This is a genomic window from Polaromonas sp. CT11-55, from assembly GCF_047303325.1.
Taxonomy (GTDB): domain Bacteria; phylum Pseudomonadota; class Gammaproteobacteria; order Burkholderiales; family Burkholderiaceae_C; genus Polaromonas.
Window position 1 is genome coordinate 1 of sequence record NZ_JBKBEX010000051.1, and the last position, 11,469, is coordinate 11,469.

The 11,469-nt window shown below is 64.6% G+C and carries 11 protein-coding genes; 4 read left to right on the forward strand and 7 right to left on the reverse strand.

The features are described 5' to 3' along the window. Positions 1–367 precede the first annotated feature (367 nt). From ACEN8I_RS23860 to ACEN8I_RS23870, 3 genes are all read left to right on the forward strand, one after another. The gene (locus ACEN8I_RS23860; RefSeq protein WP_074574709.1) at positions 368–655 is read left to right on the forward strand and encodes a type B 50S ribosomal protein L31; all 288 of its coding nucleotides are present in this window, start codon (positions 368–370) and stop codon (positions 653–655) included. Positions 656–838: 183 nt separating this feature from the next. Then, a complete protein-coding gene (locus ACEN8I_RS23865) occupies positions 839–2,620 on the forward strand; it encodes a hypothetical protein (protein ID WP_413331138.1) in 1,782 nt (593 codons plus the stop codon). Beyond that, complete coding sequence (locus ACEN8I_RS23870) at positions 2,617–3,975, forward strand: MATE family efflux transporter (protein WP_413331139.1); 1,359 nt, start codon at positions 2,617–2,619, stop codon at positions 3,973–3,975. The genes ACEN8I_RS23865 and ACEN8I_RS23870 overlap by 4 nt, the downstream gene beginning before the upstream one ends. Here ACEN8I_RS23870 and phoR read toward each other — a convergent pair. The 7 genes from phoR to pstS form a co-directional block, all read right to left on the reverse strand. Further along, positions 3,972–5,336 (reverse strand): phosphate regulon sensor histidine kinase PhoR, encoded by a 1,365-nt coding sequence (gene phoR / locus ACEN8I_RS23875; RefSeq protein ID WP_413331140.1) that lies wholly within the window; start codon positions 5,334–5,336, stop codon positions 3,972–3,974. The genes ACEN8I_RS23870 and phoR overlap by 4 nt on opposite strands. Continuing rightward, a complete protein-coding gene (gene phoB / locus ACEN8I_RS23880) occupies positions 5,333–6,058 on the reverse strand; it encodes a phosphate regulon transcriptional regulator PhoB (RefSeq protein ID WP_413331141.1) in 726 nt (241 codons plus the stop codon). Before phoB ends, phoR begins: the two co-directional genes overlap by 4 nt. Before the next feature lie 7 nt (positions 6,059–6,065). Further along, on the reverse strand, positions 6,066–6,767 hold the full coding sequence (phoU, locus tag ACEN8I_RS23885; protein ID WP_413331142.1) for a phosphate signaling complex protein PhoU: 702 nt from the start codon (positions 6,765–6,767) through the stop codon (positions 6,066–6,068). Positions 6,768–6,786: 19 nt separating this feature from the next. Further along, a complete protein-coding gene (gene pstB / locus ACEN8I_RS23890) occupies positions 6,787–7,566 on the reverse strand; it encodes a phosphate ABC transporter ATP-binding protein PstB (protein WP_007871927.1) in 780 nt (259 codons plus the stop codon). Positions 7,567–7,593: 27 nt separating this feature from the next. After that, positions 7,594–8,454 (reverse strand): phosphate ABC transporter permease PstA, encoded by an 861-nt coding sequence (pstA, locus tag ACEN8I_RS23895; RefSeq protein WP_413331143.1) that lies wholly within the window; start codon positions 8,452–8,454, stop codon positions 7,594–7,596. Then, positions 8,451–9,416: a phosphate ABC transporter permease subunit PstC gene (gene pstC / locus ACEN8I_RS23900; RefSeq protein ID WP_413331144.1), complete on the reverse strand. Its 966-nt coding sequence runs from the start codon at positions 9,414–9,416 to the stop codon at positions 8,451–8,453. The genes pstA and pstC overlap by 4 nt, the downstream gene beginning before the upstream one ends. 128 nt (positions 9,417–9,544) lie before the next feature. Continuing rightward, complete coding sequence (pstS, locus tag ACEN8I_RS23905) at positions 9,545–10,588, reverse strand: phosphate ABC transporter substrate-binding protein PstS (RefSeq protein WP_413331145.1); 1,044 nt, start codon at positions 10,586–10,588, stop codon at positions 9,545–9,547. A 236-nt stretch (positions 10,589–10,824) separates the two neighbouring features. Between pstS and ACEN8I_RS23910 the strand changes: the two genes are divergently transcribed. Next, positions 10,825–11,304: a fasciclin domain-containing protein gene (locus tag ACEN8I_RS23910; protein WP_413331146.1), complete on the forward strand. Its 480-nt coding sequence runs from the start codon at positions 10,825–10,827 to the stop codon at positions 11,302–11,304. Positions 11,305–11,469: the final 165 nt, after the last annotated feature.

An 11,469-nucleotide genomic window follows, 5' to 3' on the forward strand; every position in this document is an offset into this window, starting at 1 on the left:
AAAACTTCCCATTTCATCAAAATTAAAAAAAAAATATCCCCAAAAAAAAAAAACAAATATTTTTCCTATTTTTGGGGGCGGGGGTCAAACCCCCCCCCCGCCAAATATGGCCCCCACGGTCGCTCACTTCGTGTGACCTGCGGTCTCTCTCCCTGCCCCTTTCATCACGTGAGGGGCCGCTGCGCCTGCGGCCCGGCAAAGCCGGTTCCGCAGCCCCGGCTGGGTTGGGATCGGGGCCCTCCGTGGGAAATCTACCATTTTTGGGCTAAAACGGCGCTAAGTGCTTGATTTCATGCCATAATCAGTGGCTTAGCGGAAAGTGCCCAGGACTGGCTTGTGTGGCTCCCGCATCGAACAAGGAAAGATCATGAAAGAAGGCATTCACCCCAACTACCGCGAAGTTTGTTTCCTGGACCTGTCCAACAACTTCAAGTTCGTCACCCGCTCCTGCGTCAACACCAAAGAAATGGTGACCATGGAAGACGGCCGCGAACTGCCCCTTTACAAGCTCGATACGTCCAGCGAATCGCACCCCTTCTACACCGGCACGCAAAAATCCGTGGACAACATGGGCGGCCGCGTCGAGAAATTCCGCAACCGTTTCGGCAAAACCACCGCCGCCGCCAAAGAGGCCGCGCCCGAAGCTGCGAAGTAAGCTGCGAATCCTTTCGCCAGCCTGCAAAAAGCAGCCTGAATTTCAGGCTGCTTTTTTTTCGGCAAAATTTGCCGGCAACCGCAAAACCTCGCGGCCCGGTTTGACGCAAAATCACCGATGGCCCGGGATGGCGGCCCGGCAGTCTTGCCGGCCCTTCCCCGCACTTTCCCGACTCCGACCGTTTTGAACAAACCTTCACCCGCCATCATTGCCCAGTCCGCCGTGCGCCGCCTGCCCCGGCTTGCGCTGCTGCTGTTCTGCGCGGCCTATGTGTTGCCGGGTTTCCTGGGGCGCGGGCCCTGGAAAAACGAGGACATCGCGGCCTTTGGCGTGATGCGCGAACTGGCCACCACGGTGGCCAACTGGCTGCAGCCGCAGCTGCTGGGCCGGGCCACCGAATTTGACGCGCTGGCACCCTATTGGCTGGGCGCGGTCGCGATCAAATGGCTGCCTTTCCTGGACCCGGCCCTGGCGGTGCGGGTGCCGTTTGTGGGGCTGCTGGTGCTGACCCTGCTGGCCACCTGGTATGCCGTCTATTACCTGGCGCGCAGCCCGCTGGCCCAGCCGGTCGCCTTCGCCTTTGGCGGCGAAGCCAGCCCGGTGGACTACGCCCGGGCCATCGCCGACGCCGGCCTGCTGGCGCTGATCGCCAGCCTGGGCCTGGCGCAGCTCTCCCACGAAACCACGCCGGCGCTGGCTCAACTGGGCTTTACCGCACTGGCCTTTTACGCCATGGCGGCCAGCCCCTACCGCCGCGCCACCAAAATCCTGGGGCCGGCCTTCGGCCTGCTGATCGGCCTGGCCGGGCTCACCCTGAGCGGCGCGCCCACGCTGGCCCTGCTGCTGGGCGTAGGCGGCGCGCTGGTGGAATGGATGCACATGCACTGGGGCGCCGACCAGACGGACCCAGCGGCCAGGCAGCAATCCTGGCACTGGGTGCTGCTGATCACCGCCATCACGCTGGGCGTGTCGCTGCTGGCCTATGGGCTGGACCTCTGGCGCTGGCGCATCCACCTGCCCGGTGCCGACGACGCCTCCGCCTGGAAGGACTGGCGCAGCCTGGGGCGCCTGCTGCTGTGGTTCACCTGGCCGGCTTGGCCGCTGGCGATGTGGACGCTTTACCGCTGGCGCCGGCAACTGGCCAGCCGCCACGTCGCCCTGCCGCTGTGGTTTGCCGCCATGGCCGTGGCCGCCACGCTGACCACCACGGCTTCGGACCGCAGCCTGCTGCTGAGCCTGCCGCCGCTGGCCGCGCTGGCCGCCTTCGCGCTGCCCACGCTCAAACGCAGCGTGGCCTCGCTGATCGACTGGTTCACGCTGCTGTTTTTTACCGGCTGCGGCATCATCATCTGGGTGGTCTGGATCGCCATGCAGACCGGCGTGCCGCGCCAGCCCGCCGCCAACGTGGCCAAGCTCGCGCCCGGCTTCGAGCCCAGTTTTTCCTGGCTGGCCTTTGTTTTTGCGCTGGCCGCCACCCTGGCCTGGGCCTGGCTCGTCAAATGGCGCGCCGGCGCGCAGCGCGCGGCCGTCTGGAAATCGCTGGTGCTGCCGGCCGGCGGCGCCACCTTGTGCTGGCTGCTGCTGATGACGCTGTGGCTGCCGCTGCTCGACTACGCGCGCAGCTTCGCGCCCATGTCGCGCCAGATCGCCAGCCTGGTGGACAAAAACGCCTGCGTCGAGATCTACGGCATAGGCAGCGCCCAGGCCGCCGCCCTGCAGTACCACGGCCGGCTTGAGCTGCGCCAGGCCGGCGCGCAGGCCAGCTGCCCCTACCTGATCGTCGACGTCGAAGCCCAGCCCACGCTCAGCAGCAAGGTCAACCTGCCCGACTGGGCCTTCCAGGCGACGGTGCGCCGGCCCACGGACAAGACCGAAAACGTGCTGATCTACAAGCGGGTCAGCCAGGACGGCCCGGCCAAACCGCCCACCCCGTCGCGCCGCACCAACGGCAAACCCAAGCCTTGAGCGAGCTCAAGGTCATCAGCCGGCACGCGGGCACGGTGCTGGTCGGGCAACTGGCCGTCATGGCCTTCGGCGTGGCCGATACCGTGATCGCGGGCCGCTACAGCGACGAGGCGCTGGCCGCGCTGTCGGTCGGCTCGGCCCTCTATGTCAGCGTTTATGTGGGATTGATCGGCATCGTGCAGGCGCTGCTGCCCATCTGGTCCGAGATGCTGGGCGCGCGGCGCCATGAGGCGGTGGGCGCCTCGCTTCGGCAAAGCATGTATCTGTGCGGCTTCATCGTCGCGGCGGGCATGGCCGCGATGCTGTTTCCCGGCCCGCTGCTGCGCTGGGCCCAGGTGCCCGAGCTGATGCGGGACGAGGTGCAGCATTACCTTGCGGTGCTGGCTTTTGCGTTTGCGCCCTCGCTGCTGTTTCGCATCTACAGCACTTTCAACCAGTCGCTGGGCAAACCGCTGCTGGTCACCTGGCTGCAGGTCGGCGCCCTGCTGGTGAAGATTCCGCTGTCGATCTGGCTGGTGGCCGGCGGCGCCGGCGTGCCGGCCATGGGTGCCGTGGGCTGCGCCTGGGCCACGCTGATCGTGAACTACCTGCTGCTGGCGCTAGCCCTGCTGATGCTGCGCACCCGGCCCATGTACCTTCCCTACCGCATCTGGGAGCGCATGGAGCGGCCCGACTGGTCGCAGATCGGCAATTTCGCGCGCCTGGGCATCCCGGGCGGCCTGGCCTACCTGGTGGAAGTAACCTCGTTCACGCTGATGGCCCTTTTTATCGCCCGCCTGGGCACGGTCGCCTCGGCCAGCCACCAGATTGCTTCGAGCGTGGCGGCGGTGCTCTACATGATGCCGCTGTCGATGGCGATCGCCTGCAGCGCGCGGGTGTCCTTCTGGATGGGCGCCGGCCGGCCGGACTATGCCAGGCGCGTGGTGCTGCTGGGGCTCAAGCTGACCGGGCTGGCGGCACTCACGCTGGGGGGTTTGGTAGCCATGGCCGGGCCCTTGCTGGCGCGCTGGTATTCGGGCAGCCCGGAAATCATCGCGCTGGCCTCCTCGCTGCTGGTGTGGGTGGCCTTCTACCATGTGGCTGACGCGACCCAGGCGCTGACCGCGTTTTTGCTGCGCTGCTACCGCATCACCATCGTGCCGCTGGCGCTGTACGGCGTGCTGCTGTGGGGGCTGGGGTTGCTGGGCGGCTACCGTCTGGCCTATGGAGGCATCACGGGCCATGCGGCCACCCAGTCGGCGGCCAGCTTCTGGGCCGCCAGCACGGTGGCCATCGCACTGGTGGCGGCCTGCTTCTTGGGCCTGCTGTGGCACGCCGTCAGGCGCAGCCTGAGGGTGGCGCCTCGAACTGCCTAGGCAGCCTGGGCCAGTTGCACCCGGCGCACACGCGCGGCCGGAAAGACGATCGAAAAACAGGAACCCTGCCCTGGCTCGCTCTCGATGTGCAGTTCGCCGCCGTGGCGCTGCGCCACGTGCTTGACGATGGCCAAGCCCAGGCCGGTGCCGCCGGTCTCGCGTGAGCGGCTGCGGTCTATGCGGTAAAAGCGCTCGGTCAGGCGCGGCAGGTGTTCGGGCGCGATGCCGGGGCCGGTGTCCTTGACCTTGAATTCGCCGCGGCCGTCTTCCAGCAGCGTCCAGCTCACGCGCACCAGGCCGCCTTCGGGCGTATAGCGCACCGCGTTGGTCACGAGGTTGGACATGGCGCTGTAAAGCTCGGTCTGCACGCCGGCGATTTCCGATACCGGGCCGGACTCGAACTCCAGGCGGTGCCCCTGCGGCCCGATCACCGCCGACAGGGCCCTTGCCTCCTGCTCGCACTGGGCCAGCAGCGCGCCCAGCGTCATCCAGTCGTTGGCGCCCGGGAAGGGGCTGCCTTCCAGGCGCGACAGCGTCAACAAATCGCTGACCAGGGTCTGCATGCGCTGCGACTGCTGCGACATCAGGGCCAGGTAACGGGCCCGCTCGGGCTCCTTGAGCGGCAGGGTCTGCAGGGTTTCGATAAAGCCGGACAACACCGTCAGCGGCGTGCGGATCTCGTGCGACACGTTGGCCACGAAGTCACGGCGCATGGCTTCGGCCAGTTCCACGGCCGTGATGTCGCGCGACAGCAGCAGCTTGCGGTCCTTGCCGTAGGAATGCACATGGACCGACAGCTTTATCGGTCGCGCCGGTGTGCTGGCGCTGCCCGGGATGACCACGTCGTGCGTGAAGTTGGCTGTCGCCATATAGGCCTTGAAGGCCGGGTCGCGCACCAGGTTGGCGATGTGCTGCATCACGTCGCGCTGGGCGTCGAAGCCGAAATGCTGGCTGGCCATCTGGTTGCACCATTCGATGCGGCCCTGCGCGTCGAGCAGCACCACGCCGCTGGGCGAGGCCTGCATGGCCGCCAGGAACTCATCGAGGCGGGCCTGGCTTTCCTGGTATTGCTGGTCGCGGTTCTTGAGCAGCCGGCGGGTGCGGTCGGCGACCTCGCCCCAGACGCCGGGCAGGCTGGGCGCGCTGCCGGCCATCACGGCAGGTGTGTCGTTGTTTTGTTCGGCACGCAGCCAACGCAGCAGGCGGTTGATGAAGAAGCTGTCGATCATCAGCCAGACCATGGCCGCCACCGCCAGACCTATGCCCAGGCCGAAGCTCAGGCCGTTGACGGTGCGCGCCCAAAAGCCCAAACCGCCGCCCACAAGCATGCAGGCGGCGAAAACAATCCACCTATTGATCATGCGCTGGATTGTGCAGCAGCCACCGGGTTGTTGGCGGCCATCGCGGTCAACCGGTAACCGGCGCCGCGCACGGTTTCCACCATGGCGCCCGCCGAACCCAGGGCCTCGCGCAGGCGCTTGACATGGACGTCGACGGTGCGTTCTTCAATGAAGACATGGTCGCCCCAAACCTTGTCGAGCAGGGAGCTGCGGCTGTGCACGCGTTCGGCATGCTTCATCAGGTAGTGCAGCAGCTTGAACTCGGTCGGGCCCAGCTTGAGCTCCTGGCCCAGGTAGGCAATGCGGTGCGTCGCGGCGTCCAGCACCAGCCCGCCCACGGTCACGCTGTCGTTCACCGACTCGGGCGCGCGGCGGCGCAGCACGGCGCGTATGCGCGCCAGCAGCTCCTGGGTGGAAAAGGGCTTGGTGATGTAGTCGTCGGCGCCGGCGTCCAGCCCGGCGACCTTGTCGGGTTCGTCGCCGCGTGCCGTCAGCATCAGGATCGGAATGCTTTTGGTGCGCGCCTGCTTGCGCCAGTGGCGCGCCAGCGCCAGGCCGCTTTGCCCCGGCAGCATCCAGTCCAGCAGGATGGCGTCGGGCAGCACGGCGTCGAGTTCGCGCTGGGCCGACACACTGTCTTCCGCCACCACGGGGTCAAAGCCGCCATGCCGCAGGTTGACGGCAATCAACTCGGCGATGGCCGGCTCGTCTTCAACAATCAGTATGCGTGGCAGGTGTTTCATTCCGTCTTTACTTTACTGCAGACTCGATCTGCTCCATCGGCGTGTGCCGCACGTCGGCACCCTTGACGATGTAAATGATGAACTCCGCGATGTTCTTGGCATGGTCGCCCACGCGCTCTATGGCTTTGGCCACGAACAGCAGGTCCAGACTGGGCGAAATCGTGCGCGGGTCTTCCATCATGTAAGTGATGAGCTTGCGCACAAAGCCGTCGAATTCCTGGTCGATCTGGTCGTCTTCCTTGAGGATGGAAACCGCCACCGCGGTGTCCAGGCGGGCAAAAGCGTCCAGCGCCTTGCGCAGCAGGCCGGAGGCAAGCTCAGCGGCGATGCGCAGGTCGGACGAAGGCAGGGCCCGGGCCGATCCGCTCTCGATGATGGACTTGACCATGCGCGCGATCTTCTCGGCTTCGTCGCCGGCGCGCTCCAGGTTGGCCGTGGTCTTGGAAATCGCGATCAGCAGGCGCAGGTCGCGGGCCGTGGGCTGGCGCCGCGCGATGATGGACGACAGCTCGCGGTCGATGTCGATTTCCATCGCATTGACGCGCGCTTCGGTTTCGATGACCTGGTTGGCGCTTTCGGCGCTGAACTGGGACAAGGCATAGATCGCCAGGCGAATCTGAGATTCGACCAGGCCGCCCAGCTCCATGACGCGCGAGGATACGCCGTTGAGTTCGCTGTCAAACTGGGTTGAGAGGTGTTTATCAGGCATGTGTGCTCCCTAGTCCGTATCAGCCGAAACGGCCGGTGATGTAGTCTTCGGTTTCTTTACGTTTCGGTTTGAAGAACAGGTCTTCCGTCGCACCGAACTCAACGAGGTCGCCCAGGTACATATACGCCGTGTAATCGCTGCAGCGGGCGGCCTGCTGCATGTTGTGCGTCACGATGACCACCGTGTATTCGTTCTTCAGCTCGGCGATCAGCTCTTCCACCTTGGCGGTGGAGATCGGATCCAGCGCCGAGCAGGGCTCATCCAGCAGCAGCACTTCGGGCTTGATGGCGATGCCGCGGGCGATGCACAGGCGTTGCTGCTGGCCGCCCGAGAGGCTGGAGCCGCTCTGGTTGAGCTTGTCCTTGACTTCGGTCCACAGCGCGGCCTTGCGCAAGGCCCATTCCACGCGCTCGTCCATGTCGGAGGCGTTCAGGCTTTCAAACAGCTTCACGCCGAAGGCGATGTTGTCGTAGATCGACATCGGGAACGGCGTCGGCTTCTGGAACACCATGCCGACCTTGGAGCGGATCAGTGCCACGTCTTTTTTGGACGTCAGCAGATTCTCGCCGTCGAACATGATCTCGCCTTCGGCGCGCTGCTCGGGATAGAGCTCATACATGCGGTTGAAAATCCGCAGCAGCGTGGACTTGCCGCAGCCCGAGGGGCCGATGAAAGCCGTGACCTTCTTTTCCGGAATTTCCAGATTGATGCCCTTGAGGGCGTGGAACTTGCCGTAGTAGAAGTCGAGGTTCTTGACCGATATTTTCGATTGCTCGCGTTGTGCGGTGATGGTGTCCATCTGTGACCTTGTTGTGTTGTGTGGCTGTCAGTTTTTTGCGCGTGTCAGCACGCGCGCCAGGATGTTCAGGCCAAGCACGGCCATGGTGATCAGGAACACGCCCGCCCACGCCAGTTGCTGCCAGTTCTCATAAGGACTCAGCGCGAACTTGAAGATCGTCACCGGCAGGCTGGCCATGGGCTGGTTCAGGTCCGAGGTCCAGAACTGGTTGTTCAGCGCGGTGAACAGCAAGGGTGCCGTTTCGCCGGCAATCCGCGCCACGGCCAGCAGCACACCCGTCGTCACACCGGCGCGCGCAGCCCGCAACGTGATGCTGGTGATGACCTTCCACTTGGGCGCACCCAGGGCGTAGGCGGCCTCGCGCAGGCCGGGCGGCACCAGCTGCAGCATGTTTTCGGTAGTGCGTATGACCACCGGAATCACGATCAGCGCGAGCGCCAGGACACCGGCCCAGCCCGAGTAGGACTTGAACTGCGACACGACGACGGTGTAGACGAACAGGCCGATCACGATGGACGGCGCCGACAGCAGGATATCGTTGACGAAGCGCGTCACCGAGGCCAGCATGCCCTTGGTGTTGTACTCGGCCAGGTAAATGCCCGCCATGATGCCGATGGGCGTGCCGACAAAAGTGGCCAGCAGCACCATCAGGAAGGAGCCGTAAATCGCGTTGGCGATGCCGCCCGCTTCATTGGGGGCCGGCGTCATCTGGGTCAGGGTGGCCAGCGAAAGGCCGCCCACGCCAAGGCGTATGGTTTCCCACAGAATCCAGGCCAGCCAGAACAGGCCGAAGGACATGGCAGCCAGCGAGAGGACCAACGCGATCCGGTTGACCCGCTTGCGGCGCGCGAACTTGGCCAGGCGTGCGTCTTGCATCACGGTGCTCATGTTTTCACCCCTTCACTTTTGCGCAGTTGGGCCAGCAGCAGCTTGGACAGCGACAGCACGACAAAGGTGATGAAGAACAGCACCAGGCCCAGGTAAATCAGCGCCGCCTGGTGCAGGCCCTCGCCTGCTTCGGCGAACTCGTTGGCCAGCGCCGAGGTGATGCTGTTGGCTGCCTGGAACAGGCTCAGCGAGTCGAGCTGGTTGAAGTTGCCGATGACGAAGGTAACCGCCATGGTTTCGCCCAGTGCCCGTCCCAGTCCCAGCATGATGCCGCCGACCACGCCAGCCTTGGTATAGGGCAGCACGACCTTGGAGACGACCTCCCAGGTGGTGGAGCCCAGGCCGTAGGCAGATTCTTTCAACAGCACCGGCGTGACCTCGAACACGTCCCGCATCACCGAGGCGATGAAGGGAATGATCATGATGGCCAGGATGATGCCGGCCGACAAAATGCCTATGCCCACGGGTGGGCCGGACACCAGCGCGCCCAGGTAGGGCACGCCGGTCAAAAGGCTTTGCAGCGGCTGCTGCACGTAGGTGGCCAGGATGGGGCCGAACACCAGCAGGCCCCACATGCCGTAGACGATGGACGGCACGGCGGCGAGCAGCTCGATGGCGGTGCCCAGCGGCCTTTTAAGCCATGCGGGCGACAGCTCGGTCAGGAACAGCGCGATGCCGAAGCTCACCGGCACCGCGATGACCAGGGCGATCAGCGAGGTGGCGATGGTGCCGTAAATCATGACCAGGCCGCCGTACTCGTTCTTGACGGGGTCCCAGACGCTGCTGGCCAGGAAGCCGAGGCCGTATTTGCTGATGGCGGGCCAGGCCCCTATCACCAGGGATACCAGGATGCCGGCCAGCAAGGCCAGCGTCAGCCAGGCCGCGCCCTGCGCAGCCCAGCCGAAAAGCCGGTCTGCCACGGGGCTTCTGCGCACGGCATTGCCGGGAGGAGGATTGGTCATGTCGCGTCCGGTCGCTTTGGCCGGGAGGTCAAAAGCGGCCCGGCTAGCCGGAAGTGTAGAGGACACGTGAGAAACCCCTATGGTTTGTAAAGACTGCGGAAAACGGCAGGCTGCGGTTCAGGCTGTGCTTACTTGTAGGCAACCGTCTTGCCGGACGCGTCCTTGATGTCGCCCCAGGCTTTTTCGATGATGGTCTTCACGGCGGCGGGCATGGGCACGTAGTCCAGGTCGTCGGCGGTCTTGTCGCCGTTTTTGTAGGCCCACTCAAAGAACTTGAGCGAAGCGGCGGCCTGGGCAGGCTTGTCCTGGACTTTTTGCATCAGGATGAAGGTCGCGCCGGTGATGGGCCACGAATCCTTGCCGGGCTGCTCGGTCAGGATCTGGTAGAAGCTCTTGGACCATTCGGCACCGGCCGCGGCGGCCTTGAAGGCGCTGTCTTCAGGCGAGACAAAGTTGCCGGCCGCGTTCTTCAGCTGGGCATAGGTCATCTTGTTCTGCTTGACGTAGGCGTATTCCACATAGCCGATCGAGTTGGGCAGGCGGCCGACGAATGCCGCCACGCCTTCGTTGCCCTTGCCGCCCGCGCCCACGGGCCAGTTGACGGCCGTGCCCTCGCCCACTTTGGACTTCCACTCGGCGTTGACCTTGCTCAGGTAGTTGGTGAAGATGAAGCTGGTGCCGGAGCCGTCGGCGCGGCGCACCGGTGCGATGGCCGCGTCAGGCAGTGCCAGCGTGGGGTTCAGCGCCTTGATGGCGGGGTCGGTCCACTTGGTGATCTTGCCCAGGTAGATATCGCCCAGCACCTGGCCGCTCAGCTTGAGCTGGCCGGGGGTGATGCCCTTGATGTTGACCACGGGGATCACGCCGCCGATCACGGTGGGGAATTGCATCAGGCCTTTTTTGGCCAGTTCGTCGTCTTTCAGGGGGGCGTCGGAGGCGCCGAAGTCGACGGTCTTGGCTTCAATCTGGCGCAGGCCGGCGCCGGAGCCCACGGACTGGTAGTTGATCTTGACGCTGGTGGCCTTGTTGTAATCAGCAGCCCACTTGGAATACAGGGGGGCGGGGAAGCTGGCGCCGGCGCCGGTGACGTCCTGGGCGGTGGCCAGGGTGGCAAAAGAGGCGAAGGCAAGGCCCATCGCGGCTGTCAGGGAAGCTTTGAAAGTCAGATTCATCAGAACACCTCTGGGTTGGAAATAGTCGGAATTGGTTGGAATCGGTTGAAATCAGCTGGGTTTGCCAGGGAAGATGCGTCGACTGTAGGAAGCTTGTGTGACAAGGCTGTGACAAATATGACAGCCGCCCGGGAGGCTTTCGCCCCTCTGGGCGTCACAAAAGCTTCAAATTTCCGTCACGAATCTGTCACCGGGCGCTCCTACGCTTGGCCCTGTCTTAATCAGGAGAAATTCCCATGTTGAACCGCCGCTTTCTGGTCCTTGCCGCCGCTGTCGCCGCCCTCGCCGGCTGCGCCACTTCCCCCACCCCGGTGTCCGTTGCCGACACCATTGCCGCCCAATCCCAGCTGAGCACGCTGAACGGCCTGGTGGCCAAGGCCGGACTGACTGACACGCTCAAGGGCACCGGCCCCTATACCGTGTTCGCCCCCACCAACGAAGCTTTCGCCAAAGTGCCAGCCAAGACCATGGACGAGCTGGCCAGAGACCCGGCCAAACTCAAGGCCGTGCTGAGCTACCACCTGATCCCCGGCAAGCTCATGGCCGCCGACGTGAAGAACGGCAACAGCAAAACCGTCAATGGCGCCAATGTGGCGCTCTCCAAGGCCGGCGAATTCGTCACCGTCGAGGACGCCATGGTCCAGACCGCCGACATCTCCGCCACCAACGGCGTGGTGCATGTGGTGGACGCCGTCCTGATGCCGCCAAGCCGCTGATTCCGCGCAAGGCCGCGTGCCTTGCTTTGCCTTGCCTTGCTACCCTTCAGGCCCCTGCCTTTCCCCGGAAAGCAGGGGCCTTCACAATTTCGCCGCATCTCATCTGACAACTGAGGACGGACACAGCATCAGGAACTCCCCATGCCCCTGCCCAAACTCCTCCCC